This is a genomic window from Haloarchaeobius amylolyticus (genome assembly GCF_026616195.1).
Lineage (GTDB): Archaea > Halobacteriota > Halobacteria > Halobacteriales > Natrialbaceae > Haloarchaeobius > Haloarchaeobius amylolyticus.
In genome coordinates this window covers 822858-836713 of the sequence record NZ_JANHDH010000002.1, presented here as the reverse complement: position 1 = coordinate 836713, position 13856 = coordinate 822858, and the positions used below count along the sequence as shown (strand labels likewise).

General features: G+C 67.8%; 15 protein-coding genes and 1 tRNA gene. 8 read left to right on the top strand and 8 right to left on the bottom strand.

Features of this window, described 5'->3' with window-relative positions:
• Window positions 1-19 precede the first annotated feature (19 nt).
• Entirely contained in the window at window positions 20-1156 is a 1137-nt protein-coding gene (locus NOV86_RS16630) for a hypothetical protein (RefSeq protein WP_267642758.1), read from the bottom strand.
• A 169-nt stretch (window positions 1157-1325) separates the two neighbouring features.
• A complete protein-coding gene (locus NOV86_RS16625) occupies window positions 1326-2276 on the bottom strand; it encodes an AAA family ATPase (protein ID WP_267642756.1) in 951 nt (316 codons plus the stop codon).
• Between the two features lie 101 nt (window positions 2277-2377).
• On the opposite strand from NOV86_RS16625, the gene NOV86_RS16620 reads away from it, so the two are divergent.
• Window positions 2378-2462: transfer RNA gene (locus tag NOV86_RS16620), tRNA-Ser, on the top strand.
• A 263-nt stretch (window positions 2463-2725) separates the two neighbouring features.
• Complete coding sequence (locus NOV86_RS16615; protein ID WP_267642755.1) at window positions 2726-2998, top strand: DUF7571 family protein; 273 nt, start codon at window positions 2726-2728, stop codon at window positions 2996-2998.
• Window positions 2999-3017: 19 nt separating this feature from the next.
• On the opposite strand, the gene NOV86_RS16610 is transcribed toward NOV86_RS16615, so the two are convergent.
• On the bottom strand, window positions 3018-3695 hold the full coding sequence (locus NOV86_RS16610; RefSeq protein ID WP_267642753.1) for an O-methyltransferase: 678 nt from the start codon (window positions 3693-3695) through the stop codon (window positions 3018-3020).
• Between the two features lie 159 nt (window positions 3696-3854).
• Between NOV86_RS16610 and NOV86_RS16605 the strand changes: the two genes are divergently transcribed.
• The 4 genes from NOV86_RS16605 to NOV86_RS16590 are packed head-to-tail and all read left to right on the top strand — an operon-like array spanning window position 3855 to window position 6690.
• Window positions 3855-4271 carry a hypothetical protein gene (locus NOV86_RS16605; protein WP_267642752.1) on the top strand — a complete coding sequence of 139 codons (417 nt, stop codon included), beginning with the start codon at window positions 3855-3857 and terminating at the stop codon, window positions 4269-4271.
• Window position 4272: 1 nt separating this feature from the next.
• A complete protein-coding gene (locus NOV86_RS16600; RefSeq protein ID WP_267642751.1) occupies window positions 4273-4965 on the top strand; it encodes a DUF7546 family protein in 693 nt (230 codons plus the stop codon).
• Window positions 4952-6349: a hypothetical protein gene (locus NOV86_RS16595; protein ID WP_267642750.1), complete on the top strand. Its 1398-nt coding sequence runs from the start codon at window positions 4952-4954 to the stop codon at window positions 6347-6349. Before NOV86_RS16600 ends, NOV86_RS16595 begins: the two co-directional genes overlap by 14 nt.
• A gap of 2 nt (window positions 6350-6351) precedes the next feature.
• Entirely contained in the window at window positions 6352-6690 is a 339-nt protein-coding gene (locus tag NOV86_RS16590; protein WP_267642749.1) for a hypothetical protein, read from the top strand.
• A 25-nt stretch (window positions 6691-6715) separates the two neighbouring features.
• Here NOV86_RS16590 and NOV86_RS16585 read toward each other — a convergent pair whose 3' ends face one another.
• From NOV86_RS16585 to coxB, 4 genes are read right to left on the bottom strand one after another with little or no spacing between them, the layout of a single operon-like run.
• Complete coding sequence (locus NOV86_RS16585) at window positions 6716-7237, bottom strand: GNAT family N-acetyltransferase (RefSeq protein WP_267642748.1); 522 nt, start codon at window positions 7235-7237, stop codon at window positions 6716-6718.
• Window positions 7238-7264: 27 nt separating this feature from the next.
• Window positions 7265-7534, bottom strand: a complete 270-nt coding sequence (locus NOV86_RS16580) for a cytochrome C oxidase subunit IV family protein (protein WP_267642747.1) — start codon at window positions 7532-7534, stop codon at window positions 7265-7267.
• A gap of 11 nt (window positions 7535-7545) precedes the next feature.
• Window positions 7546-10170, bottom strand: a complete 2625-nt coding sequence (locus NOV86_RS16575) for a cbb3-type cytochrome c oxidase subunit I (RefSeq protein WP_267642746.1) — start codon at window positions 10168-10170, stop codon at window positions 7546-7548.
• The gene (gene coxB / locus NOV86_RS16570) at window positions 10167-10949 is read right to left on the bottom strand and encodes a cytochrome c oxidase subunit II (RefSeq protein WP_267642745.1); all 783 of its coding nucleotides are present in this window, start codon (window positions 10947-10949) and stop codon (window positions 10167-10169) included. The genes NOV86_RS16575 and coxB overlap by 4 nt, the downstream gene beginning before the upstream one ends.
• Before the next feature lie 175 nt (window positions 10950-11124).
• Between coxB and NOV86_RS16565 the strand changes: the two genes are divergently transcribed.
• A complete protein-coding gene (locus tag NOV86_RS16565) occupies window positions 11125-12213 on the top strand; it encodes a M48 family metallopeptidase (protein WP_267642744.1) in 1089 nt (362 codons plus the stop codon).
• Between the two features lie 91 nt (window positions 12214-12304).
• A complete protein-coding gene (locus NOV86_RS16560) occupies window positions 12305-13276 on the top strand; it encodes a transcription initiation factor IIB (RefSeq protein ID WP_267642742.1) in 972 nt (323 codons plus the stop codon).
• Window positions 13277-13367: 91 nt separating this feature from the next.
• Here the strand turns inward: NOV86_RS16560 and NOV86_RS16555 are convergent, their stop codons facing one another.
• A complete protein-coding gene (locus tag NOV86_RS16555; protein WP_267642740.1) occupies window positions 13368-13832 on the bottom strand; it encodes a DUF7522 family protein in 465 nt (154 codons plus the stop codon).
• Between the last annotated feature and the right edge of the window lie 24 nt (window positions 13833-13856).

Below are 13856 nucleotides of genomic sequence, written 5' to 3'. Positions count from 1 at the left end.
CGCCGGCTCACGAGAGCCGTCAGCGCAGACCACCGATGCGGTCGAAATAGAAGTTGTCCCCTCGCCGGGCAGTCAGCGCGTAGGTGCTATCGAGCGTCGCAGGGCTCGCATCGGACGGTCGAGAGCCCCGTGAGAGACCGGCGTTCACGTAGCCCCCGTCTCGTGACCCCCCTGGCCTGTACAGATACATCGGTGTGTTCGGTTCGACCGGCGACTCCAGGATACGACTGAACCCACCACCCTCGCCGCTGTCGTCGACGACGACGGTCGTGCCCGGCTCCAGCCGGTTGCCCGACTGGACTTCGAACCGGACGTATCGCGAATCGTCCGTGAGTGTCGCCGTGACGTCGGGGACCCGCTCTTCGGCCGTCGAGAGCCACGACGGCGCTGTGAGGGCGACCTCCCCCACCCGGTCGATGGTGTAGTGCGTATCGTAGGCGAACTCGCCGACGCCCTCGTCGCGAATCCGGTAGCTCGCGACCAGTTTCCGGATGATACCGCGCTCGTCGACGTGCATCTCCGCAGAGGGAATCGACAGGACCGTCCCCGGCTGGCCGTGACTCCGGCCAGGAAGAACGGATTCGTCGCCGACCGTGCTCGTCGTGACCGTCCAGATCGCCGGTCTGGAGTCGTCGACACGGGTCGGCGCGCTCCAGTCACCGGCCGCGACGAGCGGCCGAACCTCCTCCCCCCAGACGGCCGGGTCCCCCCTGCCGATGTCCTTGCCGAACGTCGCCCGGCTCCCGAGTTCCTCTCGCCAGAAGTCACCCTCGAGGGACCGGTACATCTCGATACGGCCGCCGGCATCGCTCTGCCAGCTCCCGAGGGCGGTTCCCTGGTCGCCGAGGTACTGCTGTTGCCACGTGACGGTCGAGTTCGTCCGGTCCTGCTTGACCCACTTCGCCCGGTAGCTCGTCTGGAACAGCGCCTGAACGTGGGTCGGGTAGAGGAACTCCGTGACCCCTGCTTCTGAGAGGCCACTCGGGAACGTCAGCTCGCCCCTCGTGGAGGTCGTCTCTTCGGTCTGTGCCGTCCGAGCGGTGTTGCTGGTCTGTGTGCCGGTCCCGGCCGTCGCCGCTTCCGACCGCCCCGGCGTGTCGGTAGCCCCACTCTGCAACCGCAGACACCCGGAAATCGAGGCAGCCCCCAGTCCCATCAGAAATCTCCGCCGACGCATTGGACTACCCAATCGACCGACCTGACATAATCCTAATGGCTCCAGTGGGGTGTAGGTGCCAGTTACCGTGACAGGCCGGCTGCTGCGCGGTGGGTGTGGTCCTCAAAGAATGTGTACAGTCGGGGCTCGAACCGGTCGAGACCGCGGCTTACTCGACGGTCGGTACCGGCACCGAGTCGAGCACGTTCGCGATGACCTCGCGCTTCTCGACGTTGTTGACCATCGCGTCGGGCGTCAGCACCAGTCGGTGTGCGAGCACGGGCTGGGCGACGCGCTTGATGTCGTCCGGCGTGACGTACTCGCGACCCATCATGGTCGCGTAGGCACGCGAGGACTCGAACAGGCGCTGGGTCCCACGTGGGGAGACACCGATCTCGACGCGGCCGTCCTGTCTGGTCTCGCGGCAGATCTTCGTCATGTACGTCAGCAGGTCGTCGTCGACGCGGATGTCCTCGGGGACCTGTCGGAGGTCGGCGACCTCGTCGTCGGTGAGGACGCGCTCGATGCTCGGCGACTGCTCGACGCGACCGGCGCGGCGCTGGAGGAGTTCGAACTCGCCGGCCTCGTCGGGGTAGCCGATGGAGGACTTCACGATGAAGCGGTCGACCTGCGCCTCGGGCAGGGGGAAGGTCCCCTCCTGCTCGACCGGGTTCTGCGTCGCGATGACGAAGAACGGCTGGGGGAGCATTCGCGTCTCGCCGTCGACGGTCACCTGCCCTTCCTCCATGGCTTCGAGGAGCGCGGCCTGGGTCTTCGGCGGCGCACGGTTGATCTCGTCGGCGAGGACGATGTTCGCGAAGATGGGACCCGCCTGGAACTCGAACTCGCGGGTCTCCTCGTTGAACACGTGCGTACCGGTGACGTCGGCGGGGAGGAGGTCGGGGGTGAACTGGATGCGGGAGAAGGACAATCCGAGGGCGGAGGCCATCGACCGTGCGGTCAGCGTCTTGCCGGTCCCGGGCACGTCCTCCAGGAGCACGTGGCCACGACCGACGACACCGAGCAGTACGGTTTCGAGGAACTCTCGGTCTGCGATGACCGCGTTCCCGATGGCATCGAGGACCGCGTTGCAGTCCTCGTGCGCTTGGTCTACGTCCATGTTCTCGTGACCGGGCTACTGGAATAAATTCTTGGCGGTTGTCACCTCCCCACGCGATAAATCGAAATTCATAATAAAGGCAGTCGGCAACGTGAGAGTGAGCCGAGATAGCCTAGCCTGGCCAAGGCGGTAGATTCGAAATCTACTGTCCTCACGGACTCGGGAGTTCAAATCTCCCTCTCGGCGTTTTTCCATCACAAAAACGACGAGCGTAGCGAGTCGTCTGTGATGGAAAAACCCAGTACGTAGATTTGAACCAGCGAGCGAAGCGAACGCGGAGCGAGTGAGGTTCAGATCTCCCTCTGCCGTCCGATTCTCCCTCTCGACGCCCAGTCAACCCTTTAGCTACCCAATTCTCCCGCACAGAGCCACCACCAGCACGTAGCGGTTCAGGTCGCCGCGGCGGACAGGTATTTGTGAACTCGCCGCATGGTTGCGAGTGCATCGCTATGAGAAGACCGTGCCAGAACTGTCAGGCGGTAATCGACGAGTACATCCTGGACAAACAACTCGAACCCCTGCGGGACCTCACAGTCGACGATTTCAATCTCTGCGCGGATTGCGTGACCATCGTCACGGACGCCTGTGTAGAGTGTAGCGGCGCGGTGTACGTTCCCCGGAGTCAGACGACGACGCCCGACATCTGCCCGGCGTGTCGGGCCGACCTCATCGAACAGACGGGGCAGGACCCCGGCTGGACCCGTCCCTCCGTATCTCGCTGAGCGGCCCGGCTCCGATTCGCTATTCTTTCGACGGCTGTACCCGGGTAGCGACCGCCAGTCCTTCGCCGACGGGAAGTAAGTAAGTCTCGAACGCGTCGTCTTGGCGCAGGTGGGTGAGGAACTCGGCGACGACCCGGGTTCGGTCGTTCGGAGGCTCCTCGCCGTCGAGCGTGGCGAGTAGCCCGTCGGGGGTGAGCACGTCCCCGTAGACCGCCACGTTGTCGACGAGGATGGCGCCGCCGGGGGCGACGAGGTCGCGCGCGGCCTCGAAGCCGGCGACGTAGTCTGCGGTATCGTGGTCGAGGACCACGAGGTCGAACGTGTCGGTGCGGGCCTCGGCGATGTCGAGGGCGTCACCCTGCTCGAAGGTCGCGCGGTCGGCGAGGTCGCCTCGCTCGAAGTAGGCTCTGGCATCGGCGAGGAGGGCACCGTCGCGTTCGGTGAGGACGATACGGCCATCGGGGGGCAGTGCGCGGGCGACCCAGTAGGCGGAGTAGCCGAAGCCGGACCCGAGTTCCAGCACGGACCGGGCACCGGAGAGCCGGGTACAGAGCGCGAGCGCCCGGCCGACCTCCGGCCCGACCGTCGGGAACCCGTCTCGCTCGGCTCGCGCCGTCATCGCCTCGAGGACCTCGTCGGCCGCCGGTCCCGCCCACTCGATGAGTCCTCCCACAGCCTCGGCGTGGAGTTCTGCCATAGACGCCGCGACGGTGGGCGCCCCGATAGCGGTTTGCCCGCGGCTCGGGAGCCCGTGAATCCGACCCTCCAGCCCCCACAGCCGGCCCGCCACGCCCGCGTCTGTCGCTCTGGCGGAGATAAACTTAAAGTCGATAGGTGACAAGTGATACCTAACACCATGTCACACTTCACCGGGGCGGCGCTGGTCATGGGTGGCTTCCTCGCCGCCGTGTTCGTGCTGGCCAGCGTCAGGCGACAGGCTGGCTACACGCCGACGTTCGGTGCGAAGACGGACCCAGGCTGGCAGCAGCTGCTGCAGAGCCAACTCGTCTGGACCCTCGGGTTCTTCTTCATCCTCGGGGGGGTCGCGGCCGGCGCGGTCGCGTACGTGAGCGCCGACCCGTCCGGGCAGGCGACGCTCCAGTGGCTGCTCATCGTCGCCACGGGCGGCGTCCTCGCCAGCTGGGTCGTCTACGGGACCTATCGCTCCAGCAAGAACCGGGGGCTGACGAGCGCCACGGCCGCGATGGTGAGCGCGTGGGCGTTCGGCATCCTGTTCGTGCTGGTCATCGCCGTGAAACTCATCGTGGGCTAGGATGTCCTCGAACACGGCCCGGTCCCGGCTCGACGCGCTCCCGAGCGAGCGCGTGCTCTGGCTCGGGTTGCTCTGTGCGCTGGAACTGCTCGCCGTCGTGAGCTACTTCCGGTTCACGAGCAGCGAACTCATCTCTGTGCGGTACGTTCTCTACCCCTTCGTCTGGATCAACGTCGGCCTGCTGGCGGTGGTCGCGACCGACCCGGTTCCGACCTCGCGGCGCCATCGGCGCCTCGGCATCGCCGTCGGAATCGGGTACTTCCTGCTGCTGGCGTGGTTCGCGGGGCTGGTGTCGCTGGTGCCGGCCGGGCACGACCACGCGGCCCACGCCAGCCACGGGTTCTCGCTCGCCATGCCGTCGCCGGGGTGGGGGCCGACGCTGAGTTACAGCGGGGCCGTGTTCCAGTTCTCGCTCGTCCCCTTCCGCGTCGTCGGCTACCTCGCGCTCTCGTACCTCGTCTACGCGACCGTCCTGGATTCCCTGGCGGCGAGCGCGACCGGGCTGGTCGGCCTGTTCTCCTGCGTGAGCTGTGCGTTCCCACTGCTCTCGTCGCTGGCGTCGGGGACCGCGGGCTCTGCGGCCGCGCTCGCGACCGTCTACGCCTTCGGCGTCGACCTCTCGACGCTGGTGTTCGTGGTGGCTGTGGCGTTGCTGTACTGGCGGCCGGGGGTGCCATCTCGTGGCGGGGCGTAGCCTCGACCGGCTGGTGACGGCCGGGGCGCTGCTCGCGGCGCTGGTCCTGTTCGTCGACCCGGCGCTGGCCCACGTCGGGTCGCTCGGGGGGACGCTCACCTCGGTCCCCATCCCGTTCTGGCTCGTCGTGGTGACCGGCGGCGGCATCATCGGCGCGTCGTTCATGTTCACGAGCTTCGCGACCGACCACGACCTCATCCGGAGCATCAACCGGCGTGGCATCACGGTCCCGTCACCGGCGACCGTCCGTCGCGGAGTGGTGGCGCTCGCGCGGGTCGGCAGCGTCGGCGTCCTCGGGCTGTTCGTCGTGACCGGGCTGTTCGCGCCGCAACTCGAGGCGACCGACCCGACGAAGAACCTCGCCGTCCTCGGGGTCTGGGCGGGCTGGTGGGCCGGCTACACCATCTCGGTCTACCTCGTCGGCGACACCTGGCCGGTCCTGAACCCGTGGCGGGCCATCGCGTCGGTGCTCCCGCGGGTCGGGTCGCGGTCGTGGTCGGGCGACCTCGGCGGCTGGCCGGCTGCAGTCGGCCTGCTCGCACTGGTCTGGCTGGAGGTCGTCACGCCCATCGCCTCGGACCCGCAGTTCCTGGCCGTCGTGATACTCGCCTACACGCTGGGCACGCTGGCCGGCGCGGTCGTCTTCGGCGACGAGTGGTTCCGCGAGGTCGACCCCGTCTCGCGGGTGTTCCACACCTACGGCCGGATGGCCCCGGTCCGCCGGACCGACGAGGGGATTCGGCTGTCGCTCCCCGGCGCAGCCCTCGCCCGGAGCTACGACGAGGGTACCGAGGCCGAGGTCGTGTTCGTGGTCGCCCTGCTGTGGGTGACCTCATACGACGGGCTGGTCGCGACGGCCCCCCACGCCGACCTCGTCCGGGCGGCGGTCGGCCTCGGCGTCCCCGCGCTGGTGGTGTACCTCGCGACCGCCATCGCCGGGTTCGCCCTGTTCCTCGCGGTGTACCGCCTCGCGGCGCGGCTCTCCCGGCGCAGCGCGGGGTCGTTCGTCGACCCCGCGGTCATCCAGCGCCGGTTCGTCTGGTCGCTGGTGCCCATCGCCGCCGGCTACCACCTCGCGCACTTCCTCGGGTACTTCCTGACGCTCTCGCCGGCGCTGTCGGCGGTCGCGCTCTCGCCACTGGACCCGCCGGCGACGGTGCAGGTCGCGGTCCTCCCGGGCTGGTTCGGCAGCGTCCAGCTGGCGCTCGTGGTGCTCGGCCACCTCGTCGCCATCTGGGTCGCCCACGCCATCGCCTTCGAGACGTTCACCGGGAAGCTCCAGCCCATCCGGAGCCAGTACCCCTTCGCCCTCGTGATGGTGTTCTACACGATGACCAGCATGTGGCTCGTCGCCCAGCCCTACGTCCCACCCCCGTACCTCTGACCATGGCCACCCACGACGTCGACCACCCACGACCCGCCGAATCGCCCCCCGCCGAGCGCAGCGTCCAGCAGCCCGAGACCGGAACCACGGTCCGCGACGACGAGACCGTCGCCGCCCGGTGTCGCCACTGCGGCCGGCCGTTCCCGGACGAGCAGCTCCACGCGCTCCACCTCGGCGAGCGCCACGAGGACGACCTGACCGCCGAGGAGTACGAGACGTTCGCGCAGGCCCGCGACGAGGAGGACGACGAGCTGTTCCTCTACCACCTGAAGGTCATCGCGGCGCTCGGGTCGCTGTACGCCATCGTCGTGCTCGTCTACATGATCGTGCTGTCGCTGTGAGGCCGTGGGGGCCGGCCAGCCGGACTCAGAGCGTCTTCACCATCTCCACGACGACGCCCTCGACCCCGGTCGACTCGTGACCCGAGAACTCGTGGGTTCGCTCGCGCACCGACTCGTAGCCGTGGGCCTCGTAGAACGGGACCGCGTTCGTCGAGGCGGTGAGCCCGAGCGTCTCGACACCTGCCGTCTCGCGGGCCCTGTCCTCCAGGGCCGCCAGGACGGCCGACCCCACCCCCTCGCGGGCAACCGACGGGTCGACGTACACCGCGGTGACCTCGGCGTCTGCCGGGCGCTCGTAGCCCTCCGGGGGCGTGAGCCAGAGGGAGCCGAAGGCGAGGATTCCGGGGCGCTCCTCGTCCTCGGCTTCCGCGACCACGAAGCAGCAGTCCTCGTGAGAGATGTCCTCGTACTCGGCGGTCTCGCAGCCGGCAGCCCACGCCGCGACCTGCTCCGCGGAGTAGGTCTCACGGCCGAGTTCCCGGATGGCCGCGGCGTGGACGCTGCGAATCGCCTCGACGTCGGATTCGGTCGCCTCGCGGACGTGCATGGTGAGAACGGCGGGCGGCGTCGGCCCCTAGAGGATGGAGTACGACGCCGCGGTCGTCAGCGCCAGCGCCGCCAGCAGGCCGATGAGCATCAGGGCGGTCACCGAGCGCGGTTCCCAGCGCAGGTGCTGGTAGTAGCCCGCGACGACCACGGCCTTCGCCAGCGACAGCACCATGATGACCGCGAAGGCGGTCCAGTACGCCGACTCCAGGAAGCCCATCATCTCGACGAGCGCCTGGACGGTCGCCAGTACGAACAACACCACGTATATCGCCGTGTACAGTCTGGTATGTGCCATTTTGTGTCACCTCACAGGATGTAGAACAGCGGGAACAGGAACAGCCAGACGATGTCGACGAAGTGCCAGTACAGCCCGAAGTACTCGATGGGCATCTCGTCGTCGAGGTAGGCGCCGTTCCAGGCCCGCACGATCATGTAGAGCGCGATGATGAGTCCCACGACGACGTGGAGGCCGTGCAGGCCGGTCGTCACGTAGAACGTGGTCGACGCGATGTTCGTCGAGAGGTCCCAGCCCTGCGGGAACGCCTCCGAGTGGACGTGGAAGAGGTGCTGCCACTCCAGTCCCTTGTTCACGAGGAAGGCGATACCGAGGACGAACGTCGTCACGAGCGACCCGACGACGCCGAGCCGGCTGCCCTTCTCGGAGGCGACGAGCGCGAGCACGACCGCGAAACTGCTCGTCAGCAGGATGTACGTGTTGATGAGCCCGGGCAGGACCACGTGCTCGGCCGGGATGAGGTGGTGCCACTCCGTCCAGCCGTAGGCGACGCGTGAGAAGACGAACGCGCCGATGAACGCGCCGAACAGCACCACGTCCGAGGCCAGGTAGAGCCAGACGCCGAGTTTCATGTTGCTGACGCCGGCGAACGGCCAGCTCTCGCCGAAGGGGCCTGCGGGCCCGTGGAAGGACTCGCGGGCCATCGCGATACAGGCACCGACCAGGATGATGGTGCCGACGATGGCGTTCCCGATGTAGATGCCGCCCTCGACGCCGGGGACGAAGCTCCCGTCCTGCATACCCGAGAGCCCGAACAGCAGGATGAGCGAGCCGGCGCCGATGACGAGCGGCCAGATGCTGGCGTGGCTCTCCTCGTGGCCGTGGTCCGTCTCCGTACCCGTCAGCTCGCCGCCGGGCGTCGCCGTGACCACGCCGCCGTCGGTCGCCGCGCCGCCGTCGGCCGCCGCAGCGCCGCTTCCGCCGCTCGACCCGGCCGCGTCGGCCGACTCGAACGTCAGTTTCCCGTCGGCGTAGCTCGGGATGCCGGGGAAGTTCTCCAGCGGCGGCGGCGAGGGGATGGCCCACTCCGCCGTCGAGGCGTACTCCCACGGGTTCCCGTCGACCGGTTCGCCGTCGAAGAGGCTCTTGAACAGGTTGTAGAACATAACGAGGAACGACGCACCGAGGATGAACCCGCCGATGGTCGCGACCTGGTGCCAGCTGGTCAGGCCGGGGGCGTAGTTGAACACGCGCCGGGGCGTCTCCCACGCGATGAACATCGGGAAGTAGAGCAGGTTGAACCCGACGAAGTACAGCGCGAAGTTCACCTTCCCGAGGAACTCGTCGTACATCCGGCCGGTCATCTTCGGGAACCAGTAGTAGAGGCCGCCGATGAGCCCGGTCACCCCGCCGACCATGACGTAGTGGAAGTGCGCGACGACCCAGTAGGTGCCCCGGAACGTGTAGTCGAGGACGACCGCGCCGAGGAACACGCCGGTGATGCCACCGAGGATGAACAGCATCAGGCCGCCGAAGGCGAACAGGAAGGGCGTCGTGAAGCGTATCTTCCCCTTCAACATGGTGTAGATGAGCGCGAACACCATCAGGTCGAACGGTAACGAGATGCCGATGGTGGTCACCATGAACAGCGTCTGTATCTCGAGGTTGATGCCGGTCAGGAACATGTGGTGCATCCAGACGATGAAGCTCTGGATCGCCACGAGCACCATCGCGCCGATGAACCACTTGCGCCCGACGATGCGGCGACCACAGAACGTCTGGAATATCTCTGCCATGGCGCCCAGCGCCGGGAAGAAGACGATGTACACCTCGGGGTGGCCGAAGAACCAGAACAGGTGCGCCCACAGCATCGAGCCGCCCGGACTGGTTGAGGCGAAGTAGGTCGTCCCGAGCAGCCGGTCCGAACTCAGGAGCATCAGCGCCGCGAGCAGGGCCGCGAACGCGAAGAGCATCATCCAGACGGTCAGCAGGATGCTCCACGTGAACAGGGGCATCCGCCGGAGAGTCATCCCCTCCGCCCGCATGCGATGGATGGTCGTCAGGAAGTTCACCGAACCGACGGTGACACCGACGACGAACAGCAACAGCGCCAGCACCGCGGTCGAACCGCCCACCTCCGGCGTGTAGACGGGCATGTTCAGCGGGGCGTACATCGTCCAGCCGCCGGCGAAGGTGCCGCCCTGGAAGAACGAGATGCCCATGAGGACGCCCGAGGCGAGGTAGAGCCAGTACGACAGCGCGTTCAGCCGGGGGAACGCGAGGTCCTTCGCCCCGATCTGGAGCGGGACGACGTAGTTCGCGAAGCCGAACGCGAACGGCGAGAGGAACCAGAAGACCATGATGAGGCCGTGGGCGGAGACCGCCTGGTTGTAGCCGTTGGCCTGCATGATGTCCGCGCCGGGTGCCCACAGTTCGGCCCGCATCAGGAGCGCGAGCACGCCACCGAAGATGAGGAAGAACAGCGCCGTGACGGTGTAGAGGATGCCGATGTCCTTGTGGTTGGTCGTGACGAACCAGCGCCGGATGGAGTAGAGGGGTGGGAGGCCGTGGTCCTCGGACTCGTGGCCGGATGGTGCGTCGAGTGGCAGCGAGTCGCCGCCGACGAGGGTCCCGCCGTCGGGTTGCTCGGCGCCGCCGTCCGCCCTGGGTTCGTCGGGATGCTCGTCGTCGCTCATGCGACCACGCGCACCTCCGTTGCCGCCGGGTGACTGACGCTACTGTTCGAGCCGCCGCTGGTGGTGTTGTTCCCCATGTTCTCGTACCACTGGTCGAATTCGGACTGCTCCATCACGATGACGTCCGCCACCATGAAGGAGTGGCCCGCGCCGCAGAGTTCGTAACACTGTGCCTGGTACTCGCCCGCCTCGGCCGGGCCGAACCACGTCGTGGTGGTCTGGCCGGGGACGGCGTCCGTCTTCACGCGCAGGGCTGGAACCCCGAAGTTGTGGAACACGTCCTCGGATGTCACCTTCAGGCGTATCTCCTTGCCCTCGGGGACGCGCAGGGTCCCGTCGACGCGCTCACCGTTCGGGTAGGTGAACTTCCAGCCGTACTGGTAGCCCGTCACCTCGATGGTCATCGTCTCCGCGGTGTCCGGCTCCGGCTGGGCCGCGGCCGCGCCCTGCTCGACGTAGAGCAACGCGCCGTACGTCCAGAGGACGAGCGAGACGACGATGACCGCACTGATGGTGAACGAGAGAAGGAGTTTGCGCCCGTGCCCGCCGCCCGTCGGAATCTCGCCGAGGACGGGTCGTTCGTACTCGTCCTCGTCGGCGCGCCCGTCGTGGTCGCGATACTTGTACGCGTTGTACAGCATGTACGACAGCACGACGACGCCGACGAGCGCGCCGAGGGCGACGAACACCTCGAAGATCTGGCTGAATATCTCGGCACGGGACCCCTCCGGGACGATGCCGCCCGAACCGCCGGCCTGCAACACGGTTCCCCCGTACATGGATTACTATTAACGTCGTTCGGGTGGCTATTTATATATTGTGTATGGTTAACACGGTCAGTGGTAGCACGGACTTCGGGTCTCTGTCACAGACACACACTCCGTGACAGGTCCGGTCCCTGCCGCGTCTCCGGGGGGCCAAGGTTCAATTCCCCACGTGGCCAAGGAGACCGTAGTGTCTCTCGTCGCCGCCGTCGTCGTGCACCTGCTGTTCGCGGTCGGCTGGTACGTCCTGTTCCAGTCGCTGGCAGCCCGGCTCTCGGGCCGGCCGGCCCGTGAACCGTTGACCGCGGCGCGACTCCGCCACCTGCGCCGGCTCGGCTATGCCTCCGCCTTCGCGGTCAACCTGTTGCTGGCGCAGGTGGTGGGGACTGCCGCGGCGCTGCAACTGCTCTTCGACGACCTCCCGCTCTTCCTCAGGCCCGTCGTCGTCGGTGCGGGCGTGTTCGTCTTCGGCATCCTCCCCTCGCTCGCCGCGGTGGCCGTCGCCGTGGCCCCCTACCGCGAGCGGGTGCGCCACCTCGCGCTGTCGGCCGGGTTCGTCCTCTGGTGGTTCGTGACCCGGGCGGTCGCGATCACGCTGTCCGTGGCGGTCATCGTCGGTTTCGTCCGGGTCGTCCCCGACGGCTGGCCACGCGTGGTCGGGGCGCTCGGCGTCGTCCTGGTCGCCATCTCGCTCTCGCCGGTGGTCCTCCGCATCGGCCTGCGGACCCGGGCGCCGACCCCGGCCGAGCGCGAGCGCGTGGCCGACGTGCTCCCGGGGTCGGTCAGGCTGCGCATCGTCGACCCGCGGACCCGGGTCGGCTGTGCCTTCGCGGCCGGCATCGTCCCCGGCCTGCGGTACGTCTTCGTGACCGAGACGGTGTTCGACCTGCTCGACGACGACGAGCTCTCGGCGGTCGTGGCCCACGAGGTCGCCCACCACCGGCAGAACCACGTCGTCGCCCGGTTCGGGCTGGCGGCCGTGGTCGTCGTGCCCCTGCTCGTGGGGGTGGAGTTCGGCCGGCCGGAACTCGTCCGCCTCGTCGGGCTCGCCCTCCTGCCCTACGCCTTCCTGTGGTTCAAGCTCATCCGACGGACCGAGTTCGTGGCCGACCGCGAGGCCGCCCGGGCCGTCGGCCCCGACGCCATGGCGCGGGCACTTGAGACGCTGCTGGCCCGGCGTCTCATCCTCGAACCGACCGGGACGACCAGCCGGTTGCTCGACGTGCACCCGACGGTCTCGACTCGCATCGACCGGCTGGAAAGTCCTGCAGACATATAAGTACACGCGAAACATTTATATTTAACCATCGCTAACTTGTAGTTAGCAAGCGCGGCCCGCTACCGGCAAGGCCGCTTGCCCTCCCCCCACGATGTCAGATACACGAATCCGGACGTTCAGCGCAGAGTCCGAGACGACACCCACCACCGAGCAGGTCGACGAAGAGACCTGTCCCGAGTGCGACGGCCGGCTGCAGACCGACGAGGAGCACGGCGAGACCGTCTGCTCGCAGTGTGGGCTCGTCGTCGAGGCGGACAGCATCGACCGCGGCCCGGAGTGGCGCGCGTTCGATGCCGGCGAGAAGGACGAGAAGTCACGCGTCGGCGCCCCAACGACGCAGATGATGCACGACAAGGGGCTCTCGACCAGTATCGGCTGGCAGAACAAGGACGCCTACGGCCGGGCCCTCTCGAGCCGTCAGCGCCGCAAGATGCAGCGCCTTCGCACCTGGGACGAGCGCTTCCGCACCCGCGACTCCCGGGAGCGCAACCTGAAGCAGGCGCTCGGCGAGATCGACCGCATGGCCTCCTCGCTGGGCCTCCCGGACACGGTCCGCGAGACGGCCAGCGTCATCTACCGGCGCGCCCTGGAGGACGACCTCCTGCCCGGGCGCTCCATCGAGGGCGTCGCCACCGCGGCCCTGTACGCCGCGGCCCGCCAGGCCGGCACGCCCCGCAGCCTCGACGAGGTCGCCGCGGTCAGCCGCGTCGACCCGATGGAGTTCAAGCGGACCTACCGCTACATCGTCCGCGAACTCGGCCTGGAGGTCGCCCCCGCCGACCCCGAGAGCTACGTCGCCCGCTTCGCCAGCGACCTCGACCTCTCCGACGAGGCCGAGATGCAGGCCCGCGAACTCCTCCGCACCGCGAAGGAGAAGGGCCTCCAGTCCGGCAAGTCCCCGGTCGGCCTCGCGGCCGCCGCGGTCTACGCCGGCTCGCTGCTGGTGAACGAGCGCGTCACCCAGAACGACGTGAGTTCGGTGGCCAACGTGAGCGAGGTCACCATCCGCAACCGTTACAAGGAGCTGCTCGAAGCCGCCGACGAAGGCCAGAGCGCACACTGACCGCTTTTTGCCGTGACACCCGACGTGCGTGCTGAAGACGAGGAGCGACCGCGCCGTCTCGCGGCGCGACCGTGCCGACTCGCGCCGCGGCTCAGTTCCGCGACGCGACGGCGATGTCGTGCTCGTCGACGACCCGCGGGACCAGCGTGGCGATCTTGGCGCCCGCGTTCAGGTTCGTCGTGACCGCGACGCCGACCTGCTCCCCGAGCGGGACGCGGGCCAGCAGGCCGTCGTCGAACCCGGTGACGACGAAGTTGAGTTGCCCGAGCTGGACGAGCGATTCCTGGTACGGGTCCCCCATCCGCGCGTCCAGGCAGATGTCGCTCGCGAGTGCGTCGAGGTCCTCCTGTCGGTACTGTTCCCTGACCGTGTCGTGGACGAAGTGTATCTCCAGTACGTCCTCGTTGTAGAACGCGACCAGGCTGAGGTCGTCGCCGAGTTCTTCGCGGAGCCGTTCGACCACCCCATCCGTCCGCTCGACGATCCGCTTCTTCGCGCGGGTCTCGTCGGCGAACTGGGCCCGCGCCGGCGATTGCGTCGGACTGTCGTAAGGCATCCCCGTTCGGATATACGATTGTTC